General features: G+C 51.6%; 17 protein-coding genes. 10 read left to right on the top strand and 7 right to left on the bottom strand.

What is annotated here, in order from left to right:
- Nucleotides 1-52: 52 nt before the first annotated feature.
- The 8 genes from AC50YG_RS08850 (at nucleotide 53) to AC50YG_RS08815 (ending at nucleotide 9,533) form a co-directional block, all read left to right on the top strand.
- Nucleotides 53-997 carry a carbohydrate ABC transporter permease gene (locus tag AC50YG_RS08850; protein ID WP_494826192.1) on the top strand — a complete coding sequence of 315 codons (945 nt, stop codon included), beginning with the start codon at nucleotides 53-55 and terminating at the stop codon, nucleotides 995-997.
- Between the two features lie 9 nt (nucleotides 998-1,006).
- Entirely contained in the window at nucleotides 1,007-1,840 is an 834-nt protein-coding gene (locus AC50YG_RS08845; RefSeq protein ID WP_494826191.1) for a carbohydrate ABC transporter permease, read from the top strand.
- A gap of 469 nt (nucleotides 1,841-2,309) precedes the next feature.
- Nucleotides 2,310-3,728: an aspartate aminotransferase family protein gene (locus tag AC50YG_RS08840; protein ID WP_494826377.1), complete on the top strand. Its 1,419-nt coding sequence runs from the start codon at nucleotides 2,310-2,312 to the stop codon at nucleotides 3,726-3,728.
- Nucleotides 3,709-4,980 (top strand): M20 family metallo-hydrolase, encoded by a 1,272-nt coding sequence (locus tag AC50YG_RS08835; protein ID WP_494826189.1) that lies wholly within the window; start codon nucleotides 3,709-3,711, stop codon nucleotides 4,978-4,980. The genes AC50YG_RS08840 and AC50YG_RS08835 overlap by 20 nt, the downstream gene beginning before the upstream one ends.
- 63 nt (nucleotides 4,981-5,043) lie before the next feature.
- Nucleotides 5,044-6,402, top strand: coding sequence for an NAD(P)-dependent oxidoreductase (locus AC50YG_RS08830; RefSeq protein WP_494826187.1), 1,359 nt, complete (start codon nucleotides 5,044-5,046; stop codon nucleotides 6,400-6,402).
- A 77-nt stretch (nucleotides 6,403-6,479) separates the two neighbouring features.
- Nucleotides 6,480-7,784, top strand: coding sequence for an NAD-dependent dihydropyrimidine dehydrogenase subunit PreA (gene preA / locus AC50YG_RS08825; protein WP_494826185.1), 1,305 nt, complete (start codon nucleotides 6,480-6,482; stop codon nucleotides 7,782-7,784).
- A 3-nt stretch (nucleotides 7,785-7,787) separates the two neighbouring features.
- A complete protein-coding gene (gene hydA / locus AC50YG_RS08820; protein WP_494826183.1) occupies nucleotides 7,788-9,239 on the top strand; it encodes a dihydropyrimidinase in 1,452 nt (483 codons plus the stop codon).
- Nucleotides 9,240-9,269: 30 nt separating this feature from the next.
- A complete protein-coding gene (locus tag AC50YG_RS08815) occupies nucleotides 9,270-9,533 on the top strand; it encodes a hypothetical protein (RefSeq protein WP_494826181.1) in 264 nt (87 codons plus the stop codon).
- Nucleotides 9,534-9,557: 24 nt separating this feature from the next.
- Here the strand turns inward: AC50YG_RS08815 and AC50YG_RS08810 are convergent, their stop codons facing one another.
- From AC50YG_RS08810 to AC50YG_RS08790, 5 genes are all read right to left on the bottom strand, one after another.
- Complete coding sequence (locus tag AC50YG_RS08810; RefSeq protein WP_494826179.1) at nucleotides 9,558-10,859, bottom strand: PucR family transcriptional regulator; 1,302 nt, start codon at nucleotides 10,857-10,859, stop codon at nucleotides 9,558-9,560.
- 87 nt (nucleotides 10,860-10,946) lie between these two features.
- The gene (locus tag AC50YG_RS08805) at nucleotides 10,947-12,047 is read right to left on the bottom strand and encodes a GerAB/ArcD/ProY family transporter (RefSeq protein ID WP_494826177.1); all 1,101 of its coding nucleotides are present in this window, start codon (nucleotides 12,045-12,047) and stop codon (nucleotides 10,947-10,949) included.
- A gap of 34 nt (nucleotides 12,048-12,081) precedes the next feature.
- Nucleotides 12,082-13,302, bottom strand: a complete 1,221-nt coding sequence (locus AC50YG_RS08800) for a Ger(x)C family spore germination protein (RefSeq protein ID WP_473757340.1) — start codon at nucleotides 13,300-13,302, stop codon at nucleotides 12,082-12,084.
- Between the two features lie 41 nt (nucleotides 13,303-13,343).
- Nucleotides 13,344-14,885 (bottom strand): spore germination protein, encoded by a 1,542-nt coding sequence (locus tag AC50YG_RS08795; protein WP_494826175.1) that lies wholly within the window; start codon nucleotides 14,883-14,885, stop codon nucleotides 13,344-13,346.
- 220 nt (nucleotides 14,886-15,105) lie between these two features.
- A complete protein-coding gene (locus AC50YG_RS08790) occupies nucleotides 15,106-17,988 on the bottom strand; it encodes an S-layer homology domain-containing protein (protein ID WP_494826173.1) in 2,883 nt (960 codons plus the stop codon).
- 374 nt (nucleotides 17,989-18,362) lie between these two features.
- On the opposite strand from AC50YG_RS08790, the gene AC50YG_RS08785 reads away from it, so the two are divergent.
- A complete protein-coding gene (locus tag AC50YG_RS08785) occupies nucleotides 18,363-20,000 on the top strand; it encodes an alkaline phosphatase (protein WP_494826171.1) in 1,638 nt (545 codons plus the stop codon).
- A 120-nt stretch (nucleotides 20,001-20,120) separates the two neighbouring features.
- Here the strand turns inward: AC50YG_RS08785 and AC50YG_RS08780 are convergent, their stop codons facing one another.
- Nucleotides 20,121-20,660 (bottom strand): hypothetical protein, encoded by a 540-nt coding sequence (locus AC50YG_RS08780; protein ID WP_494826169.1) that lies wholly within the window; start codon nucleotides 20,658-20,660, stop codon nucleotides 20,121-20,123.
- A gap of 158 nt (nucleotides 20,661-20,818) precedes the next feature.
- Between AC50YG_RS08780 and AC50YG_RS08775 the strand changes: the two genes are divergently transcribed.
- The gene (locus AC50YG_RS08775) at nucleotides 20,819-21,253 is read left to right on the top strand and encodes a GNAT family N-acetyltransferase (RefSeq protein WP_494826167.1); all 435 of its coding nucleotides are present in this window, start codon (nucleotides 20,819-20,821) and stop codon (nucleotides 21,251-21,253) included.
- A 134-nt stretch (nucleotides 21,254-21,387) separates the two neighbouring features.
- Here the strand turns inward: AC50YG_RS08775 and AC50YG_RS08770 are convergent, their stop codons facing one another.
- Complete coding sequence (locus AC50YG_RS08770; RefSeq protein WP_494826165.1) at nucleotides 21,388-22,845, bottom strand: alpha-L-fucosidase; 1,458 nt, start codon at nucleotides 22,843-22,845, stop codon at nucleotides 21,388-21,390.
- Nucleotides 22,846-22,884 lie beyond the last annotated feature (39 nt).

The following is a 22,884-nucleotide window of genomic DNA, read 5'->3' as shown; positions in this document are numbered from 1 at the left end:
TTTGCTATTCAAGGCTGTGTGTGCGAAATGCTGCTAGAGAGGAGGCTGGAAGGTGGAGAGGAAAATGAGGACAGGGCGAGGAACTCGCAGGGTTAATCAACGAATGAGCGACCATATTTCCGGTTATTTGTACACGCTGCCGTTTTTTGCAATCTTTATGGTATTTGGCTTCTATCCGATGCTGTATACCATTTATATTTCCTTGTTCAAATGGGATATGCTCGGGGATCGGGCGTTTGTCGGGCTGCGGAATTATCGGCTGCTGTTGATGGAGGACCCCTTGTTTTGGAAATCAATTGGCAACACCTTTTTAATTTGGTTTGAATCGGTGCCCTTTCAAATTTTGTTCGCCATATTGCTGGCGGTGCTGCTGAATCAGGCGTTTATAAAAGGAAAAGGCATGTTCCGCTTTTTTATCTTTTTGCCTAATATTACTTCGCTTGTGGCAGTGAGCCTGATTTTTGCCAATGTGTTTGGCGTGAAATATGGCCTGTTCAACTATTTGCTTACGGTGCTCGGCCTCGATCGAATCGATTGGGCGGGGGCGCCGTGGGCTACGCAGCTCGCTGTTGCGGCACTCGTGTTCTGGCGGTACCTCGGCTTCCATATGGTCATTCAGCTGGCGGGCCTGCAAAGCATTCCGGGGGATTTATATGAAGCAGCGACCATTGATGGAGCAAGCAAAGCGCAGCAGTTTTTCCGCATTACGATTCCGATGCTGACACCGACGATCATTTTCTCGACGCTCATTGCTACGACAGGAGGTCTCCAGCTGTTCACGGAGCCGTTCACCTTCATGTCTGATTTGGCAGGCACCAATGCGGCGGTCAATGGCGGTACGAACAATCAGGTGCTGACCGTTGTCATGTATTTGTACAAAACAGCGTTTACCGACCATGCCTTCGGCTATTCTTCGGCGATTGCCAATTTGCTGCTGATCATTATCTTGTTGTTTGCTTTATTTAATTCTCTGCTTGTAGGAAAGCTAAGGAGGTAGGAGGCGGCCATGCGAAATCAGACGGGGCGTTCCATCGTTTATGTATTGCTGCTGCTGTTTGTCCTCTTCTCGGTCTTTCCTTTTTATTGGATGAGCGTCATTTCTACCCGTACGGCTGGCGAAATTTCGGCGATACCGCCGAAGGTGTTTTATGGCAATCGAATGGCGGAAAACTTCGATAAAATTTTCAATAATGAAAATGTCAATTTTCTGCGGACGATGGGCAATACGGCGATTATTGCGATCAGTATCACGGTATCGATGCTGCTGCTCAGCTCGCTGGCCGGCTTTGCTTTTGCCCGGCTGAATTTTACGGGAAAAGGCTTTATGCTGCTGTTCGTACTCGGGACGCTGATGATTCCGGCACAGCTTGGCATTATTCCGCAATATTTAATTATTACGAAGCTGCAGTGGCTGAATGATTACCGCGCCGTTATTGTACCGGGCATGGTCAGTGCCTTTGGCGTGTTTTTCATGCGGCAGTATATCGAAGCTTCCGTTCCGAGCGAGCTGGTGGAGGCGGGGCGAATCGATGGCTGCCGAAACCTGCAGCTTTATGCCTTAATAGCTGTGCCGGCGATTGCTCCCGCTTATGCGACCCTTGGCATTTTAACCTTTATGGGGGCATGGAATGACTATTTATGGCCGTCGATCGTCATGAAATCCAATGAGATGCTGACGGTGCAGGTGGCACTGCTGCGCCTGGACACGTCGTCCTATTTTCAGGATAAATCGCTTGTTATGGCGGCCTCGGTTATGGCTACGCTGCCGTTGTTTCTAATCTTTCTGTTTTTCAACCGCCAATTTATAGCTGGCGTGACGGATGGAGCGGTGAAGGGCTGATTTCGTGTGGGCAGCGATAGCTGGAGATAGTCAGTAGGCTTGGGAAAATCAGTTGATCGCATAGCTTTCATTTCTAAAAACCGCGCTGCCGGCATGGGCTATGCTCCTGCTGTCGGCGCGGTTTATGTTAGGTATGCTGACTTATTTCCAGCTCTCATGGACAATATGTACAATGGACTTTTGTGATTATGTAACACTCTGTCTAATGTAATTAAATCTGAGTGTTATATAATATTACACAAAGATAGTATTGCTTGAAGTTTGAATGGCGCACGGTCAAGGACAATATGGAGCTGCCAAAGAAAATAATGGGACTTAAAAAGTCTGAATATTCTGAATTAAATACAGAGGCCTCTTAGGCTCGTGCATAAATGGCGGTTGCGGGGCATAGACAACATAAACGGCAGATCAAGCACATAGACGGCAGTCGGCGGAAAGGGTGAAGAAGCTGATGGATAATCACGAAGCAATGGATGAAGAAGCCAAGCATGCAGCCGCACAGGCAAGCGAGCTTAAGGAAGCGCTGCTGGAAAAGGATCGAGTGTACCTGTGGCATCATATTACTCCCCATAATGATCATCCGATGATTGTAGCGTCAGGGGAGGGCAGCTGGATCAAGGATGTGGACGGCAATCGCTATTTGGACGGCATGTCGGGGCTATGGTGCGTCAATGTGGGACATGGGCGGAAGGAGATTGCCGAGGCTGCTGCTGCGCAAATGACGACACTTGCTTATTCGCCGCTCATTCAATCCCATGTACCGGGCATTGAGCTGGCGGCGAAGCTGAGCGACTGGCTGGAGGGGGAATACCGGATTTTCTTCTCCAACTCCGGATCTGATGCAAACGAGGTTGCTTTCAAAATCGCCCGCCAAGTTTTTCATCAACGTGGAAAAGCGACCAAGCACAAGTTCATTTCGCGCCACCGCGCTTATCACGGCAACTCGATGGGGGCGCTAGGCGCAACGGGGCAGGCGCAGAGGAAGCTGAAATACGAGCCGCTAGGGGTTGGCTTCTCCCATGTGCCGCCGCCTTATTGCTACCGCTGCCCTTTCGGCCAAACTAGCGGAGCCTGCGAGCTGCAATGCGCCAAAGCCTATGAGGACGCAATCATCTGGGAGGGGCCGGATTCCGTCGCCGGCATTATCGTGGAGCCCGTCATTACCGGGGGCGGCATGCTCGTGCCGCCGGACAGCTACCTGCCGAAGCTGCGCGAGATTTGTGACAAGCATGATGTGCTGCTCATCGTCGATGAGGTCATCTGCGGCTTCGGCCGTTCGGGGCGGAAATTCGGCCATCATAATTTTGGGGTAAGGCCTGATATCGTCACGATGGCGAAGGGGCTGACGAGCGCCTACTCGCCATTGTCGGCAACGGCGGTGTCCGCCGAGCTGTATGAAAGCTTCAAGGAAGCAGGGCCGGATAGCCACTTCCGCCATGTAAATACGTTTGGCGGCAACCCGGTGTCCTGTGCCGTTGCGCTGAAAAATCTCGAGATTATTGAGCGCGAAGGTTTAATTGAGCGCTCTGCTCTCATTGGCAGGCGGATGCGCAGCTGCATGAAGCCGCTGCTCCGACATCCGAATGTCGGAGAAATTCGGAGCTTTGGCTCCGCCGTCGGCATCGAACTGGTCGAGGATAAGGAGATGAAGACGCCTGCCGCTGCTGCATTTGTTGCTGGCGTGATCGCCGATTGCAAGGCACGAGGCCTGCTCATTGGCAAAAACGGAGATACCGTCCCGGGCTTTATGAATATTTTGACGCTTAGTCCGCCGCTTTCTTCGACGGATGAAGATATCGCTTTTATTATTGATACGCTGCTGGCCGTTTTCGGAGCCGCAGGCGATACGTCAGAGGAGGGGATGCGGCATGAAGCCGCTTCAGGCTAAGGAGAACAGGCATCATATTCAGGCGGAGCGGCTTCATCAGCGAATTATGGCACTTGCGGAAATAGGGAAGATCGGCACGACAGGCGTCTGCCGTCTCGCATTATCCCCGGAGGACCGCGCAGGAGTGGAGCTCGTAAAGGGCTGGATGGAGGAGGCGGGCATGTCGGCGCGAATCGATCCTTTTGGCAACTTGATCGGAGTATATAAGGGAAAAGATGAGCAGGCACCAGTACTTATGCTGGGCTCGCATATTGATTCACAGCCTTATGGGGGCCGTTTTGACGGCGTTATTGGCGTCCTCGGCGCGATTGAAGCGGTGCAGACGATGGCGGAGCACGGCACTCGGCCAGAGATGAATATAGAGGTCGTCGCCTTTTGCGATGAAGAGGGCTGCCGCTTCAATAAAGGGCTGTTCGGGGCAAGGGGAATGACCGGAAAGCTGGAGGAGGGGGAGCTTGAGCGAGCTGATAAAAACGGCGTAACCCGCAGGGAAGCGCTGCTGCAGTTCGGCTGTGATCCAGCCCAATATGACAGCTATTCCTTTGAGCAGGGAAGAATCGGAGCTTTTCTGGAGCTTCATATCGAGCAGGGACCGGTGCTGGAGGCGAAAAAGGAGCCGATCGGCATCGTCAGCGGCATATCCGGCCCCGTCTGGTGGACGGTCGAAATGACCGGCTTCGCCGGGCATGCCGGCTCCGTGCCGATGGCGATGCGCCGCGATGCGATGGTCGGCTGCGCCAAGGTTGTCGTCGCGCTGGATGAGCTGGCGCGTCGCGAGCCGGGTGCGCCGACGGTCGGCACCGTCGGCTCGGTCGCTGTTTTCCCGGATTCCCGCAACATTATACCGGAGAAGGTCAGCTTTACCGTGGATTTCCGAGACATCGAGCTGGAGCGGAGAAACGAGCTGGAGCGGGAGCTGCGAGGCATTATCGAGCAGGTCAGCCTGGAGCATGGGCTCGCGTATGCGATCCGCGAGGATACGAACAGCGAGCCGAGATATTGCGCGGACTGGCTGAAAACGATTTTGCACCGCGAGGCCGTTAGTCTGGGGCTTGCGCCGCCGGAGCTGATGAGCGGGCCGTTTCATGATTCGCTCACGATGTCTTACGTGTGCGATTACAGCATGATTTTTGTCCGCTGCGAGGAAGGGATTAGCCATAATCCGCGGGAGTATGCCGCGCCGGAGGATATTGCGCTTGGAGTGGAGCTGCTGTACCGCGCGGCTGTGCAGATTGCTGAGGGGAAGGAGTGAGGCAGGGTAAACGGATCATTTTCATCACAACCAGACGCTTGAAAAATAGGAGGGAAAGCAGCTATGGGCATCGCTTTTATATCGGAGCAATCGCTCCGGCGCAATTTTGCCGAGGTGAAGGCAGGCATGAAGCGGAAGGAAGCGGTCGATGAATCGAATCGCTGTCTGTATTGCTATGACGCGCCGTGCATTACGGCCTGCCCAACCGGTATCAATATCCCTTCTTTTATTAAAAAGATCGCTTCCGGCAATTTGAAAGGCTCCGCCAAAGCGATTATGGATGCGAATCCGGTCGGCGCGACCTGCTCGCGCGTATGTCCAACCGAGGAGCTGTGCGAGGGCGCATGCGTGCTGAATCATTCCTCCACGCCGATTCGGATTGGCGATTTGCAGCGCTATGCTACGGATTGGGCCATTCACAATGAGCAGCAGCTGTTCACGGCCGGGAAGAGCAATGGCAAGCGGGTCGCGATTATTGGCGGCGGGCCGGCAGGGCTGTCTGCGGCAAGAGAGCTGGCGCGATTCGGCTTTGCCGTGACTTTGTTTGAGGCAAAGGAGCAGGCGGGCGGTCTGGATACGTACGGCATCGTTTCCTTCCGGCTTCCGCAGGAAATTTCGCTCTGGGAGGTTGAGCAAGTGCGGCGGCTAGGCGTAGACATTCGGACGAATACGCTAATCGGAGTAGATGTGGGCATTGAGGAGCTGCGCCGCGAATATGATGCTATCGTGATGGCGATTGGCATGTCGAAGGTGCCGTCGCTCGGCATTGAAGGCGAGACGCTGGACGGCGTATTTGATGCCATTGATTTTGTGGAGTCGACGAAAACGGCTGTGCGCACCGACATGGCGGGCAAGCGCGTGGCTGTAATCGGCGCGGGCAACACGGCAATCGATGCGGCCACCTGCTCGGTGCGTCTCGGCGCGATGAATGTGAAAATCGTCTATCGCCGCAGCGCCGCCGAAATGACGGCTTATGCGTTCGAATATGATTTCGCCAAGCAGGATGGCGTCGAATTTCAATGGCTGACGGCTCCAGCTCGCATTATTGGCAATGCCAAGGGGCATGTGACGGCGCTGGAATGCCTCATGATGGAGCTGGAGGAAACAGAGGAAGGGCGTGCTCGCCCGGTGCCGATTCCCGGCTCGGCGTTCAAGCTGGAAGTGGACGCTGTTATTTTGGCTATTGGACAAACGCGCCATCTTCCGCTGATTGAGCAGCTTGGCATCGCGCATAAGCGCGGCATTGTGACGGTGGACGAAAGCAGCTATCAAACGTCCGATCCGCAAATTTTTGCTGCTGGGGACGTTATTTTTGGCGAGGGCCAAGGAGAGGCGATGGTCGTCTCGGCCGCCCAGCAGGGCAAGAAGGCAGCTTATGCCATTTATAAGCAGCTGATCAAGCGGCAGGAGGAGCCGGCATGATTAGACGGCTTTGCAATTAGAATGGCGTATTTATACAACTGCGAAACGATACTGATTGCTCTAGGAGGGGAACGACAATGGCAGATTTGCGCATCAATCTAGCGGGCATAACATCTCCGAATCCGTTCTGGCTGGCATCTGCGCCGCCTACCAATACAGGCTATCAGGTGCAGCGCGCATTCGAGGCGGGCTGGGGCGGCGCCGTGTGGAAGACGCTGGGCGATCCCATTATCAATACGTCCTCGCGCTTTGCCGCCGTTCATTTTAACGGGCAGCGGGTTGCGGGCTTCAACAATATTGAGCTCATTACGGATCGTCCGCTGGAGGTCAACCTAAAGGAAATCTATGAGACGAAAAAAAGATTCTCGAATCATGCGGTCATCGCTTCGCTGATGGTCGAGCCAAGCCGCGAGAAATGGCATGAAATCGTCAAAAAGGTCGAGGCGGTCGGCGTAGATGGCCTTGAGCTGAACTTCGGCTGTCCGCATGGCATGGCGGAGCGCGGTATGGGCGCAGCCTCCGGGCAGCAGCCGGATCTGGTCGAAGCGCAGACGATGTGGGCGAAGGAGGCGGCGCAGACGCCGGTTGTCGTGAAGCTGACGCCAAATATTACCGACATTACGGCGACGGCAAAGGCGGCGACGCGGGGCGGCGCGGATGCGATTTCCCTAATTAACACGATTAACTCGCTCGCTGGCGTTGATCTGGATTCTTGGCTCACGATTCCGCATGTGGGCGGCAAAGGTGCGCATGGGGGCTATTGCGGCCCTGCCGTGAAGCCGATTGCGCTGAACATGGTCGCGGAATGTGCTCGTAATTCGCAGGTGAACATCCCAATTTCGGGAATCGGCGGCATTTCCAATTGGCGCGATGCGGTCGAATTTATGCTGATGGGCGCAACGGGGGTTCAAGTGTGCACGGCAGCGATGCATCATGGCTTCAGCATTGTCGAGGATATGATTGACGGCTTGAACAATTACCTGGACGACAAGGGACTATTGTCGGCGATGGAGCTGATCGGCAAATCGGTGTCCCGTTATTCGGACTGGGGCGATCTCGATTTGAATTACCAAGTCGTTGCCCGCATTCATGAGGAAGAATGTATCGTATGCAACAAATGCCATATCGCCTGCGAGGACACCTCGCATCAATGCATTGAGCGGCATACGGACGAAGGCGGGCGCGCTTACTTGAAAGTAAGGGAAGAGGACTGTGTCGGCTGCAATTTGTGCTCAATCGTTTGCCCGGTCGAAGGTGCGATCTCGATGATAGAGGTGCCGTCTTCCGCAATGCCGATGTCCTGGAACGAGCGTCAGGAAGCGATTGCGGGCTTGGGCGGCGGCGAAGGAAAAGCCAAATCAAGCGCGAGAGAGGCGGTGTAGCCTATGGCAAAGCTGATTCGAAATGGGATGATCGTAACCGCTGCGGATACGTATCAGGCGGATGTGCTGATTGAAGGAGACACGATTAAGGCTATCGGGACGGGGCTTGAAGCTGCTGGCATGACTATCGGCGCGGAAATCATCGATGCTTCTGGGAAATATCTATTTCCCGGCGGCATTGATCCGCATACGCATCTGGATATGCCGTTCGGCGGAACTGTGACGGCGGATGATTTTGAGACGGGGACGATGGCTGCCGCATTTGGCGGAACGACGACGATTATTGATTTTTGCCTGACGGATAAAGGCAAGCCGCTGGCCGATTCGATTCAGAAGTGGCATGCCAAATCAGCCGGCAAGTCGGCAATCGACTACGGCTTTCATCTGATGATTGGCGAAATCAACGATGCGGTACTAGCCGAGCTGCCGGATATCGTCCATTCGGAGGGCATTACGTCGTTCAAGGTGTTTATGGCTTACAAAAATGTGTTCCAAGCCGACGACGGCACGCTCTACCGTACGATGCTGACCGCAAGCGAGCTGGGAGCGATGGTTATGGTCCACGCCGAGAACGGTGATGTCATCGACTATCTCATTGCCAAGGCATTGGCGGAGGGACATACGGAGCCGATCTATCATGCACTGACCCGCCCATCGATGCTGGAGGGAGAGGCGACGGGAAGAGCTGCGAAGCTTGCGGGCTTGACCGGAGCGAGGCTGTACGTCGTGCATGTCACCTGCGAGGAGGCGGTAAAAGCCATTGCTGAGGCTAGGGAGCAGGGCTTTGACGTCTGGGGAGAGACCTGTCCGCAATATTTGCTGCTCGATCAATCGTATTTGGCGCTGCCGGAGTTTGAGGGAGCCAAGTACGTATGGTCGCCGCCGCTGCGCGAGGCTCGGCATCAGGATGTCTTATGGAATGCGCTGCGCACAGGCGGGCTGCAAACGATTGGCTCGGACCAATGCTCCTTTAATTTCAGCGGGCAAAAAGAGCTCGGACGCGATGATTTCAGCAAAATCCCGAATGGCGGACCGGTCATCGAAGACCGCTTCTCGCTGCTTTATTCCGAAGGCGTGGCGAAAGGGCGATTAACGCTGAACCAGTTTGTCGATCTGGTTTCGACGCGCAGCGCGAAGCTGTTCGGGCTGTTTCCACGCAAGGGAACGATTGCGGTAGGGAGCGATGCCGACATCGTGATTTTCGATCCGACGATCCAGAGGGTCATTTCGGAAGCGACGCATCATATGAATGTGGACTATAATCCGTTTGAAGGAATGGCTGTAACCGGAGCTCCGATCAGCGTGCTGTCGCGCGGCGAGTTTGTCATTCGCGATCTGGCCTTTGTCGGAAGAGCAGGCGCCGGGCAATATGTGAAGCGCGCGCCTTACAAACAGCCTGTGCAGGGGGAGCTGCCTGCTTCACCTGATATAGCAGTCAGCACAAGCAGCAAATAGACGGTTCAACGATAGCGAGGAGGGATCGAAATGTCGGACTATCAGCAGGTTTTGGAGGAGAAGGGGAAGCTGGATGGCTATATGGCCAGGCAGTTTAAATTTATCCACATTGAGGAAAATTTGAGCGGAGCGACGGTAACGCTCCAGCATCCGGGAGGAGAAGCCGCGACGGTGCAGCTGCTTACTGCCGATGCGCGCAAACATTTAACCAATTTGCTGATCAAGCAGCTGGCACAGGCTAGGGCATCGACTACTGCATCCTCCTCCAGCTCAAGCGCCGCGCCATCTGCGTAATCCTCGCCATCCGCTTGCCCCCTTTTAACGGATGGCTCCACGCGTATATTCATAGGCGTTCACAGCCAGCTCAATGGCGAGCCGCTTATCGGCGTTCATAAAGTCTTCGCCCAGCAGCGCAGTGATTTTATCCAAGCGATGATAAAGCGTCTGCCGGGCGATGAACAGCTCGCGGGCTGTATCCTGCTTCGAGCCGGAACGAATTAAATAGGTTTTCAGCGTGAGCAGCAGCTGGCCGTGTTTTTCCTTGTCATAGGAGGCAAGCGGTTCAATGTAATCACGGATCAGCTCCTCCAGCATCCCGCTTTTTTTCAGCGCGGAAATGATTTTGTATGTGTGCAGCTCGTCGAAAAAGGGGGCTGGCAGCGGCCCGGCATCCAGCTGAATGGCTATCGTCTCCTTCGCGGTTGCATAGCTTTCCGCTGCTTGGTCAGGCTGCATCATCGACTTTCCGATGCCCCAAAGGCCCGAGAACAATGTGGGCCCCTGCTTCATGTCCATCCGGCGCAGCCGCTCAACGACTCGCAGCACCCGTTCCTTCCAATTAAGCTGCTCCAGCTGATCGAGTAAAATAAACACCATTTGCCCTTGGAGCAGCAACGGGAACAAATGAAAGCCTTCCCCCTCAAAAATCGCACGCGCCACCATATTGCGCTGGAGCAGCAGCGCTTCAAAATCCTTCGTTTCCATTTGCGCGGCTTCCAATTGAAACACGCATACCGCTACGCTGCCGAGCTTGGCAGACGGTTTAATATAGCGAATATAATAGCTGATTTCGGTTAAGCCGTGTTTTCCGGAAAGCCAGTCAGCAAGCCATAGGTCATTTTGATAACGGCGTTTTTCCTCGATATATTGGGTCCTCAGCTGTCCGAGCTGCTTAGATAATGCTTCCAGCTCGGACACCGTTTTATGATGCTGATTAATGAAGTGGGCATGCAGATCCTGGGTGATGTCAATGTAGCGAACTTGCTCGTGGAAGAGGAGAATGGGGAAATGCTCGTTTTTTGCCAGCTCCAGCATACGTTCCGGTGGTCTGGCTGTATAAGTGACCAGCTCAATACAAAGCCCAGAAGCGCCTGAATTAAGCAATTGCTGTAGAAAAATCAGACTGTGTTCCTCATCCTCCTGCCAGCCGATGCCTGTCGTCAATATAAGCTCGCCGCCGCTTAAAAGCTGGCCAGCTTGAATGACCTCCATCATGTGGACCCATCTGACGGTACGGTTCAAGGCTTCTTCACTTGCGAGCACCTCGGCTTTTTGGAACAGGGGCCGTCGTAAAATATCGCGGATTGTTAGCTGCAGCAGCGTTTGTACGATAGCGTCCACCTCCTCATGTGAAGATAGTTGACACTATTATACAGGATAGAGCCTTGAAAATAGAAGCGGGCTATGAAAAAAGGTGAGGATTCCCAGCTAGTGCGAGCGTTCCGGCGGCTTTGTTTTGCGAACGAAACCGATCAGGAACGCGATAAACAGTATAGCCATTTGGACGGGAGTCACATATTTTACCGTGTATTTTAATCCAATCCATAGATGGACCGTGTTGTTGGCTTCAAGGAAGGAGGCTCCATAAATAAGAGCTGCTACTATGACGGCACATTTGCGGTATGGAATGCGCAGAAGTGAGCTTAATGCCAGCACAGCGGCCATAAAGAGCAGTGAAAGCTTGACGAATAATCCGATAATCAGCAAAACCGTCACCACCACATCCAGTCGTTCGAGGAAATCGGCAATCCGAATGAGCTGGACAACCTCCAGAAAGGGCATCATGCTGTAGCCTGATAATGCGGGGCCAAGCACGGACATAATGAGCATGTTCATAAAAATCAGGAAGAGCGCCACAATCGTATACGCGCTGTAAGTTGTTTTTAATCTCGCCGCAACCGGCTTCACATATTTCCAGAACATCAACAGCGTCAGCATCTGTGCGAACGGGAACGCAACGATATCCGGCACAGCGGCTTTGAAAATCGGTCCAATGCCATTGCCCATAATGGGCAGCAGACGGTGGAAGTCCGGCAGCCCGGACTGAATAAGCAGAGCAATCAGCAAAATATAACTGAAAAATACGATCGGAAACAAAAGCTCCGCCAGCCGGAAAAACACTTCGACACCTTTCCATATGGCGTATAAGGAGAGCAAAATAATGAGCAGCATAATGCTCCATTGCGGCGTTTTATTCAAAATCGTCATCACCGTCAGCTCGCCAAAATCGCGAACGTTGCGCATCGATTCGTAGGCGAAAATGAGCGCCTGCGGAACGGCAAGCGTTACGCCCAGCCATTTGCCGAACAGCTGCTTGTAAAGCTCGGGCATATCGGCGTCCGGCGACCGCACCTGAATGCGAAGCAGCATCCAAAGAAAAGCACCGCCTATCGCTGCTGCGACGGTCATTGCGAGCCAGGAATCCTGCTTGGCGCCTACGCCCAGCTCGAAGAGCGGAGTGCTGCCGATTTCGAATAATAAAATCATGACAGCAAGCTGCATTTTGCCGATTTTGGGCGTCTTCGTCATCGCCTTGCTCCTCCTCTCCAAGCCTACTTTGCTTCTACTTCCTCGTATTCGACTGCGCCTCTTTGAACGTATGGTTGCTGAAGCCAATGCGGGCGAGCTTGAACTTGACGTCAATATTCAGCACCGTTTCGGGGAATTCTTCATTCCAATTCTTCTGCATTTGCTTCCATTGCTTCGGGTATTTGCTGCTGATCGCTTTCCCGAAGCCGACTATGTCCGTTCGCAGACGGCTCACCGCTTTCCAACTCGTTTCCATCCCATTTTTGATTTCCTCGGCGATTTTCTGCTCCTCCTGCTTGAGCAGCTCCGGCTTCTGAAGGTCGTTTGGGCATGTATATTCAAGCAGCGTTCCATTCGCTTTAACGCTTATATTCATAATCCAGCGCCCGTCAGAGCGCTGCTCCGGCTTTAGCGAGGTTTTAGCACCGCCGATAATAATAGAGGAATCCTTCGGTCCGCCCTTATTTGTACAATCAAATTCCAGCGTCGTGCGCTTCACTTTATCGGATAGCCACATGACGCCTGCCGCCTCATCGGGCGTAAGCCAGCCCTTGAGCTTGTCTCCGGAAATAACGCCGAGCTCTCCCAGCTTGATTTTGGCCCGCGTGTACGTCTCCTTTAAGTTGTCGACGGAGCTGAGCGGCTGCTTGGCGCCGGAAATCATCAGCTCGGGAATGCCGGTTGCCTGCGTAGGACCGAGCAGATCGAGCAAAATGCGATACATCGTCATATCCGGATAGATGGAGCTGCTGGCTGCTTCATTTTCAACCAGACGCTGTACAGCTGTTCCTGGGATTTTCTCGACAGGCAGCAGCTGCTCAATGAGCTTGCGAGCTTTGCCCTTGGCTATAAACATGGATACCGTTTCGCGGGCGTCGGTGTTGCGCATATAAATTTCCAATAGCGGCGAAATGCCCTTCTTCGCCACGGTGTCGCTAATGACAATGATTTGATTGTGGGCAAAATAAAGCTTGCGCGACATTTCGCGGCTGGCATCACCGATCGCTTTGCGGATGCTCTCCGCTTCCGTTGAAAATACATTCACCGGCGCATCGCCCGTTGCCGAGCTGTTCCCTTGAGAGGAAATGGCCTGCGGGATGACCAATTGGTACGATACGACCCATTTTCCTTTTTCCCAATCTACAGCTGTGGCTGAAATAATGCCGATTTCATTCATCTCGACGCGATTCCAGCAGCCGCCAAGCAGCATGAGGATGAGAAACGAACAGATGGTGCGCGTCAGCAGCCGGTACATGGCGTGTCCTCCTTTCAGTGCTTGCCGTCTGGACCTGTCGTTTATTCCAGCTTGCTGGAGCGGTTAATTTTATTGGTAGCTTCACGCTTCAGCAGCACCTTATGCGGCGCGCGGATGAATGTGTCCTTCATACTCGGCCAGTTGAAGGGAGCGAGCGGCGACATATAGGGCACGCCAAACGATTCGAGCCCTGCTAAATGAATAAGCATCGCAAGAAAACCGGCAACAATGCCCATAAAGCCGAATACGCCGGCCAGCAGCATAAACGTAAAACGGATGAGACGGGCAGAAATTGCAATATTAAACTGCGGGATGACAAAGCTTGAGATGGCGGTAAAGGATACGACCATGACCATACCCGCTGATACAATTCCCGCATCCACAGCCGCTTGTCCTAAAACGAGTGCGCCGACAATGGAGATGGCTGGTCCAATAGCCCGTGGCATTCGTACGCCCGCTTCACGCAGTACCTCGAAGGTGAGCTCCATGATCATCGCCTCGACTAGTCCGGGGAAAGGAATGCCTTCCCGCTGGGCTGCAAGTGTAATGAGCAGCGTGGTCGGCAGCATTTCCTGGTGAAACGTCGTCACCGCGATATATAAAGCTGGCAGCAGCATGGAAATCAGAAAAGCGACGAAGCGAATCAACCGCAGAAAGGTGGCGATATCAAAGCGATGATAATAATCCTCTGGCGTTTGAAAAAATTGAAACAGCGTCACTGGAGCGAGCAGTACGAAGGGCGTTCCATCGACCAAAACCGCTATTTGTCCCTCCAATAGGCCTCCCGCTACCGCATCGGGGCGTTCCGAATTCATGAGGGTGGGGAAGGGCGTATATACTTTATCTTGAATAAGCGCTTCGATATAGCCGCTTTCGAGTATGCTGCCGACCTCAATAGCGGCAAGCCGATCATAAATCGTCTTGACGGCATCCTCCGAGGCGATTCCATGCAAATAGACCATTGCAATTTGTGTGCGTGTCTGGGTGCCGATGATCATGGATTCAATATGCAAATCAGGCGACTTTATAATTTGGCGAATCAGATTAATATTGGTGCTCAAGCTTTCATTAAAGCTTTGCTGCGGCCCGCGCAGAACGGTTTGGGTCGTCGGCTCGCTGACGGTTCGGCCTTCTTTGCTGCCCACATTGATCATGAGCCCGGTGGTCGACTCCTGGATGAGCATGAGGCAGTACCCATTAAGAAGCATATCGATCGCTTCTTCGATGGAATCGGTCGAATAGGTCGAGCCAACTTGGATGATTTGCTCCTTTATTAAACGAATCAGATCATCGCTGCGCTCCTCGGCCTGAGCTTTTACGACCATCAGAGGGCGGAGGATAAAGTCATTCAACGTCTGCTCATTCACCATTTCGCTCAAATAAATGAGAGACATCGTAATATCGGGAGCCAAGTCACTAACAAAGGACTTGATTTCCAGATCAGAGCTATGGCCTAGCCTACGGGAAAAGGTATCGATGTTATTTTTGAGCGACGGGCTGAAGGGAGCTTCCTTTTCTTCCTTTCGGGACGAGCCGCCCTTCGGCTGTTTTGTGCCACTAGAATTTGTATGGTTGAAAAACATGCCAGCGCCAACCTCCTTAACCGAACTCCAAAGTGCTCCAAGTCATAATTTGGCTAAGCAGCCACCTTTTTATGTAAGCGGGGAAGCGAGTGACGCAATTGTATAGTTAAAAAAGCAAAAAAACAGCATGACCGATTCAGCGGTCATGCTGTTTTTGTTGGTTGCCCAGCGGTTGCCTGAAGTATAAGGCGATTCCGCTGCGTTATTTTTTTACAGCCTATTAAGGTGCAGTTTGTGGATCAGGCTGTTGTTCTGGTTGCTGCTCAGGCTGTGGCTCTTGCTCTTGCTCTGGTTGTTGTTCCTGCTCTTCTTCTTGCTCTGGTTCTTCAGAAGGTCTTTGATTGTTATCTACAATGTTCAGACCCCATACAGGATTTGTATTCGAGAATGCATTAACATCCGTGAATGTAACTTGACCATCCGTGATGGTCATCGTGAATACAGTCCAATAAATCTCGTTGCCTCTATCGGTTGGTACTTCGTACACTTTAATTGGTGTAGGGGAAGAACCGCGGTACACTTCAATTTTCGCACCGGAAGCCGAAATCGTGCTTGCTCCGGAGAAGTGATGTACATAGAAGGTATACGTGCCGTTTGTATCTTGACGGATCGTTGTTGTTTCAGGTCCATAGGACGAGGTGTCATCTAGATCCAGATCGACAATTTTGGAATTGTTATAATAATAAGCTTTACCACCATACCAAGTGTGGAAGATACCACCTTGTGCAGCTGGTCCAATTAGATGCGAATCCAGATCGGCAGGGTCCTTGCCCCATGTCAATACGATACGCGTTTCATTTTCGGACGGGATGCCGATTGCTGTCTGGTTTACATTCTGGTTATTTACATTGACAGCCGATACTGCGGTCATATAGGTCGTTACATATGGCGTGCCTACGCCGCCGAGCTCACCTGTGTAAATGCCAGGAGCTAAATAAATGTAATATTTTCCGTTAGCATCGGTTACAGCTGTTCCAACAACGGGACCACTTGTAGCGCCGAGTCCTTTACGGAACTCAATCGTCAGGTTAGCTACAGGATTGCGGGAAACATCAATAATTTTACCGCCAAAGCCTGTCAGTTTAACCGCGTCGCTCTGGCTGCCTGCGAACTTGGATTTTGCTTCATTCGCTTCAACATGTACATACAGTGTGGAGCCATAGCTTTCAACCGGACTAAAGGTGATTTTGCCATCCGCATATTGCAAGCCGCTCAGCTCATAAGCTGCTCCGTTCACCGTTGCGGAAATCGCGAAATCAGATAGATTCACATCATCTACCAGCTGATCAAAAGAAACATCAACTGCGCCGTTCGTTACTTGTACCGCTGAAATCGTCGGGTACCCTTGCTCATAAACGGCTACCGTTACAGGAACCTGTACATTGTACAAGCCATAGGTTGCTGTAATGAAGGTCGTACCTTCGCCGACCGCTTTAACCTTGCCGTATACGACTTCGGCTACAGATGCATCTGAACTGGTCCAGTTGGATTGAGTCGTAATATCTCTAGCGTTAGCTGTGTATTTGACGCCTGTCGCTACGATTTGACGAGTTGCTCCAATAGCTGAAAGCTCAAAGCCTATTGCAGGTTCTGCAATGATGCTGGAAACCGCAGGATCGGCTTGGAGGTTTGGCTGGCTTGGCAGCGATCTGAAGTCCACGCCGTCTGCATTGACCACTGCATCAGTAATCGAACCTTGTCCAAGGAAGGAAACGATCGAATCAAGTACGGCATTTGCAACGTTAGAGCCTTGTTCCAGGTGGAAAACGGTATTCAGTGCGCTTGCGAATACATCCAGTTGACCGATAGAGCCGTTCTCGCCTAGCGTGATGGCTGCTTGTTCAGCATAGACGGAAACCGAATTAAATACGCCGTTTAACGAAACCTGCGCATTATGTGGAACGTTGCTTGAGATGTTGAGGTTTCCAACTTGTCCAACCCCTGGCTGTGTTTCGATAATAGCGCCAGAGCGAATGGTAACCTGCTGGACATCCGTTCCGTTTTCCAATACGAGACGAATGCTTCCGTCTTGCTTGTCTACAATGACGGTTGCCAGAGTGGAGTTTTGTACGTGAATACTGTTAGGGCCGCCGCCATTAATGGTCGTCGATCCGCTAACGGTAACGTTTTGGAGCGTTACATCGCCATTTCCGATGCTCGTTTCCAAGGATAGATTACCCGTAATCGTTGTGTTTTTAAGGGTAACATTAGCAGCAGTGATGCGCACATCGCCAGTCACCGCACCCAGTGTGTGTTCACCTGCGGAAGTAATGGAAGTGCTCGTCGATCCGCCATTATTCCCACCATTGTTCCCGCCACTGTTTCCACCACCGCTGCTGCTGTCTGATGACTTCGGCGGGTTTGTTGGAGTCGGTGTAGCAGATGGCGCTGGTGTAGCAGTTGCACCAAGCGAAGCTGCAGCCAGCTCATAGGTTGTCTTATTGAAGACGAATTCGTAGGCTAGACGCGCTAACGCTTGACGATCAGCTACGCCCGACGGATTGAAGCGAGTCGTACCGTCTGCATTGGCTACGCCTTTAATGAAGCCGATTTGATAGGCGAAGGAAACGTAGCTTTTCGCCCATGTTGACACGGTGGAGATGTCCGTTAGCTTCTCATCCAGCGGTACTGCTTGAGCAGCTTTGTCTAAGCCGAAGGCACGAATAAAAAATACGGCGAGCTCCTCGCGTGTAACGGTTTTGTTCGGAGCGAACTGGTCGGCGGAAATGCCTTGCGTAATGCCGGATTTCACCAGTGCGCCAACATAGCCGCTATACCAGCTTTTGCTGTCCACATCTTTGAAAGGTGCTGCGCTTGCAGCATCCTGCTCTTTACCTAGAGCAAGCACAAGCACTTTAGCTAGTTCCGCGCGTGTAATGGAGTTCGAAGGCTTAAAGCTGCCATCGCCATAACCGCCGAGTATTCCTTTTTCTACTAGAGCGGTTACCTCATCCTTGGCATAAGATTTCTCGATGTCTGTGAACGACACGGAGGAGGCTGCCTCTGCCCCAAATGCGATGTAGTTCGTTGAAAAAATGGATAAGACCATTGCAAAAACAAGTGCGACAGAAATACGTTTGCTTGCCATGTTGCCAATCATCATAACTCTCTCCCTTATCTATTCTCTGTTTGCCAAACAATTGCATATTGTGCATAGGACCTAAAACATTAAGACTATGTACTCACTCTGGAAGGAAATAAAAATAGGTCTTTTTGCTCAATAGTATAATACTACCATGGAAAATTATGTGGAGGGAAGATGTTTTATTGAATTTATCAAAATATTTTGTTGAATAAAGTTGAAAAAAGCAGAAAAAACGCATGTATACGTAAGGTTTCAAGCGATAAACTAAATTTGGGCAATTGTTGTAAATTTACAAAACGTCAAGGCCATTTTTACATTCCTCAATCAATTCTCTATTAAACTAGTTGTGTTGAAGCCTTATCCAATCCAATCTAGTTAATAGGGGGATGTACATGTTAAAGAGGTTCCATGCTCGTGCAGCTAAGGTGGCACTTGCCGTAGCGACTATTGTGGCAGTAACAACTGTAGGGGGAAACAGCGGAGTGAGCGCAGAGGATGAGCAATCGCCAATTAAAAATGTGATCATTCTCATTCCTGACGGCATGGCAAATGATGCAACGGCGCTCGCCAGATGGTATAAAGGCTCTTCATTAACGCTTGATCAAATGGCGAGCGGCATGGTCCGCACCCACTCGGCAGATGCGCCGATTGCGGATTCTGCACCTGCCGGTACCGCTTTTGCCACTGGACATAAATCGCATACGGGTTTTGTTGGCGTTTTGCCGGACAAGGCGACAATGCCAGGTCAAAAAGCTATTGCACCGGGCGATGAGCGAAAGCCTGTCGCTTCTGTGCTGGAAGCTTCCAAGCTGGCGGGAAAAGCGACTGGCATCATTGCAACCTCGGAAATTATGCATGCGACTCCGGCTGATTTTACCGCCCACTATCCAGACCGTAAAAACTACGATGCCCTAAGCAAGCAGCAGGTATATAATCAGGTCGATGTCGTATTGGGCGGCGGCAGCGATTATTTGGTTCCATCCGGCCGCAGCGATGGCGAAAATTTGGTTACGTCCATTAAAGCGCTCGGTTACGACTATGTGACGACGCCAGCGGCGATGAAAGCTTCCAAGTCGGGTAAGCTGTGGGGGATGTTTGCTCCAGCAGGTATGTCCTATGATATGGACCGCGATCCCGCCAAGCAGCCAAGCCTCGCCGATATGACGCAAAAAGCGATCGACATCCTTTCCCAGGATAAAGACGGCTTTTTCCTCATGGTAGAGGGCAGCAAGGTGGATTGGGCAGCTCATGCCAACGATCCAATCGGTATTATCAGCGATGTGCTGGCGTTTGATAATGCGGTTAAGGTAGCGCTGGATTTTGCGAAAAAGGACAAGCAGACAGCCGTTGTTGCTGTAACCGACCATGGCAATGGCGGACTGACGATTGGCAACGCCGCAACGACAGGCACCTACGATAAAGAGCCATTGTCCACCTTCATTGTCCCGCTGAAGAAAGCGAAGCTGACGGGTGAAGGCTTGGAAGCGAAGCTGGATGCAAAGAGAACGAATATTAAATCCGTGCTTCAGCAATATTATGGCATTTCGGATTTGACGGCGGAGGAAATGGCGGCGATTAAAGCTGCGGAGCCGGGCAGAATGAATTATGCAGTAGGCCCGATGATCAGCAAGCGTGCAGGTATTGGCTGGACGACTGGCGGACATACAGGTGGAGATGTGGTGCTTTACACGTACGCTCCGAATAATGACCGTCCGTTTGGCGTCATCGACAATACCGATGTTGCGAAGTATATGGCCCGCGTGCTGGATCTTGATCTGGATGCGGTCAGCAAGCAGCTATTCGTGCCAGCGAAGCAGGCTTTTACAGCTAAAGGAGCGAAATACGAGCTAAACCTGAAGGATGCGAAAAACCCTACCATCCTCGTGACGAAGGGCAGCCAGAAGCTGGAGCTGCACATTTACAAAAACATCGCCGTCCTGAACGGGAAGAAAACGAGCCTTAAGGGCGTTATCGTGTACAACGGAACCGCTGCATTTGTGCCGCAGGATGCTGTAGATCTGATTAAATAAGCGATTGCTTGTGAAAATAGTGCAAGGAGCAAGAGCCCGCATTGGCTGCGGGCTCTTCTTTTTATGCTGATGTGGACTGTATTGGCTATGGAACGATTAGCCTGTTATGCGGCGGGCCACTTATTTCTCTACGATGCTTGCAGTGGAGACCTCGCCCAGTGCTCGCAGCGTCAACAGAACATGCTCCAGCAGGCTCGGAATATCCTCCATTTGCTCCTCGTTGATTTTGCGCTTGAACGGCAGCTTAATCTCATTCTTATGTGTGGCCGCCCCTTCTGAGTAAACAAAGCTGAGCGTCTGCACAGGGACGGGGTTTTCCGGCCAAATCCGTTGGAATACCGCTTCAATCTGCGGACATTGCTGCTCGAAATCCTTCACCCTCATATGAAAAAGCAAGCTCAGCTCGCAGCCGGGCGCTTCTCCCGGCAGCTCCAATAGCTCGGCGGCCAGCTCCTTCAAGGAGGCTTCGAGCCGCAGCTCGGCAGTTACCGCTTCCTGCCCGGTTAAGTGGAAGGCAAGGCTGGAGGCTCGTCCCATCACGGACATTTCCATCGTATCTTTGCGGCCTGTAATCTGAATCGTTTCGTCCAGCGTATCCAGATCGTACAGCTGATTCTCAAAAGCAACCTTCAAATTATCGAATACGGTTGGATCAAACATCTTTTTTTCCCTCGCAATGGTCGTATTTTCTATGTCTAAGCAAATATTGAAGCGTTTCAATAGAGCTGTATTTATTATACAACGGTTTTCTGGTGGAGGTGGGAAAGAGCGGTTATACTATTTTTAACATTAGAGATTTAAATCGTTGGAGGTGCCGTATGGAGCTGAATTTCAAATCATATGTGGTGAGTGATGATAAGCTGCGTATTCAGGTGCAGGTGGTCGTGGATTATTTAGCAATCAGCTATTGGGCGAATAATCGGCCTGCTGAGAAGATTATTAAATCAATTGAAAATTCCATTTGCTATGGCGTTTATGAGCTAGAGAACGAGCAGGAGCAAATGATTGCTTTTGCCAGAATCATTACGGATGGGGCGACGACTTACTATTTATGCGATGTATTTGTGCTGGAGGCTTACCGCGGTCAGGGCATTTCCAAAAAGCTGATAGAAACGATAACGAATGCCCCGGAATTCCAAGGTATGACAGGGCTGCTCGGTACGAAGGACGCGCACGGTCTGTATGAGCAATATGGCTTCGAACGGGATCAGACGCGGTTCATGCGCAGGCCGGTGCAAAAAAGAATTGATTAAGCAGGGGAAGGTGATATGGTGGAGTATGATTCGAGCAATGCAATAATTGGACTTGATGACAGAAAAACCCACCTTTAGCCTTCATTAGGCTGTTGGTGGGTTTGCTATATAGACGTATGGCTACCTTGATCTGATTAATCCACTGTAATTTTCAGCACAATCGGATACGGACTGCGAACCTCATTCGTCTTCACAACGAGTGCTTCTGCTGTACGCTCCCAGACAGGCTGCTCCTCGAAGCCGAGCACCTCGATCTGCTGAATAATGCCTTGGAAATCGTGGGATTTCTCCTTCAGCGACGTGATTTTCACCTCGCCGTCCTCTGGATAGACGAGCACAGTCGCATACAGGCTGCTTCCCTTCACCGTAAAGCGGATATCCTGCGGTGTGAAGATTTTGCTTTTGCCGTCTGTAAACTGTCCCTCTGCAACCTTCGTCGGTCCTTCCCCATAAGTACGCCAGTAGCTCGTACCATAGATCGCTTCGCCATTCGTCTCAAGCCAGCCACCAATTGCAAGCAAAATGTCCTGATCCTCCTGAGGAATCGTGCCATCGGCTTTCGGTCCAACATTGAGCAGCAGATTGCCGTTTTTGCTGACGATATCGACCAAATCTTGAATGAGCTCCAGCGGCGATTTATAATCATTGTTAGGCGTATAGCTCCATGAGTTGCGGGCTACAGCGGTATCCGTCTGCCAGTAATAAGGCTTCAGCTCAGCGAATTGTCCGCGTTCCACATCGGGAACGGCGCTGCCCAGCATATAAGCGTCATGCTTATAGTTAATGATGCCTTGGAAGCCGAGCTCTGCGGATTTATTGTAATAATACGCCGCAAGCTTTTTCAAATACGGCTTGAACGAGGCATGCTGAATCCACCAGTCAAAATATAAAATTTTCGGCTCATAATTATCGATCAGCTCACAGCAGCGAATGAGCCAGTCCTCCATATATTCATTCGTCGGTGGCGATTCATACAAGCTGAAATGATCCGGCTCCGGCATCGATGGCCAGTAGAAGTCGCCGCACGCAAGCGGTTCATGAATATCAGATTCAAACTCCTTGCCATGCGATAGGAAGAACCAATGCTCCGCACGGTGGGACGAGGCGCAGAAGGTCAAATTCTTTTGCTCAAAAGCGATTTTCATTTCATTCAGCAAATCCCGTTTAGGTCCCATTTCGTAGGCGTTAAAGCGGGAGACGGCGCTTTTGTACATTTGAAAGCCATCATGATGCTCCGCAACGGGCATCACATATTTCGCTCCTGAGCGCTGGAACAGGTCGGCCCATTCGTCAGCATTAAATTTTTCAGCCTGGAACATCGGGATAAAATCCTTATAGCCAAAGTTTTTATGCTCGCCATAGGTGGCAATATGATGCTCATATTCCTTGCTGCCCTGGATATACATATTTCGCGGGTACCATTCGTTGCCGAAGGCGGGAACGGTGTACACGCCCCAGTGAATGAAAATGCCGAATTTAGCTTGCTTATACCAAGCCGGAATTTCAAAATCGCCGAGCGATTCCCAATCGTCACGATAAGGGCCCTGCGCAATGGTGGCGGCTATTTGGTTCAAATAATTTTGTTTATCCATGGTTTCTGCTACCGTCCTTTCCGAATGCAAATCTATATG

The organism is Paenibacillus sp. J31R34 (assembly GCF_059383715.1).
The sequence above is the reverse complement of the archived record's forward strand: the minus strand, read 5'-3'. Positions and strand labels throughout refer to the sequence as shown.

Coding starts and splice junctions, on each gene's coding strand:
- AC50YG_RS08780 (WP_494826169.1), bottom strand. CDS start 20,660: ATGTTTGATCCAACCGTATTCGATAATTTGAAGGTTGCTTTTGAGAAT.
- hydA (WP_494826183.1), top strand. CDS start 7,788: ATGGCAAAGCTGATTCGAAATGGGATGATCGTAACCGCTGCGGATACG.
- preA (WP_494826185.1), top strand. CDS start 6,480: ATGGCAGATTTGCGCATCAATCTAGCGGGCATAACATCTCCGAATCCG.
- AC50YG_RS08790 (WP_494826173.1), bottom strand. CDS start 17,988: ATGATGATTGGCAACATGGCAAGCAAACGTATTTCTGTCGCACTTGTT.
- AC50YG_RS08840 (WP_494826377.1), top strand. CDS start 2,310: ATGGATGAAGAAGCCAAGCATGCAGCCGCACAGGCAAGCGAGCTTAAG.
- AC50YG_RS08830 (WP_494826187.1), top strand. CDS start 5,044: ATGGGCATCGCTTTTATATCGGAGCAATCGCTCCGGCGCAATTTTGCC.
- AC50YG_RS08805 (WP_494826177.1), bottom strand. CDS start 12,047: ATGACGAAGACGCCCAAAATCGGCAAAATGCAGCTTGCTGTCATGATT.
- AC50YG_RS08795 (WP_494826175.1), bottom strand. CDS start 14,885: ATGTTTTTCAACCATACAAATTCTAGTGGCACAAAACAGCCGAAGGGC.
- AC50YG_RS08835 (WP_494826189.1), top strand. CDS start 3,709: ATGAAGCCGCTTCAGGCTAAGGAGAACAGGCATCATATTCAGGCGGAG.
- AC50YG_RS08845 (WP_494826191.1), top strand. CDS start 1,007: ATGCGAAATCAGACGGGGCGTTCCATCGTTTATGTATTGCTGCTGCTG.
- AC50YG_RS08815 (WP_494826181.1), top strand. CDS start 9,270: ATGTCGGACTATCAGCAGGTTTTGGAGGAGAAGGGGAAGCTGGATGGC.
- AC50YG_RS08770 (WP_494826165.1), bottom strand. CDS start 22,845: ATGGATAAACAAAATTATTTGAACCAAATAGCCGCCACCATTGCGCAG.
- AC50YG_RS08800 (WP_473757340.1), bottom strand. CDS start 13,302: ATGTACCGGCTGCTGACGCGCACCATCTGTTCGTTTCTCATCCTCATG.
- AC50YG_RS08775 (WP_494826167.1), top strand. CDS start 20,819: ATGGAGCTGAATTTCAAATCATATGTGGTGAGTGATGATAAGCTGCGT.
- AC50YG_RS08785 (WP_494826171.1), top strand. CDS start 18,363: ATGTTAAAGAGGTTCCATGCTCGTGCAGCTAAGGTGGCACTTGCCGTA.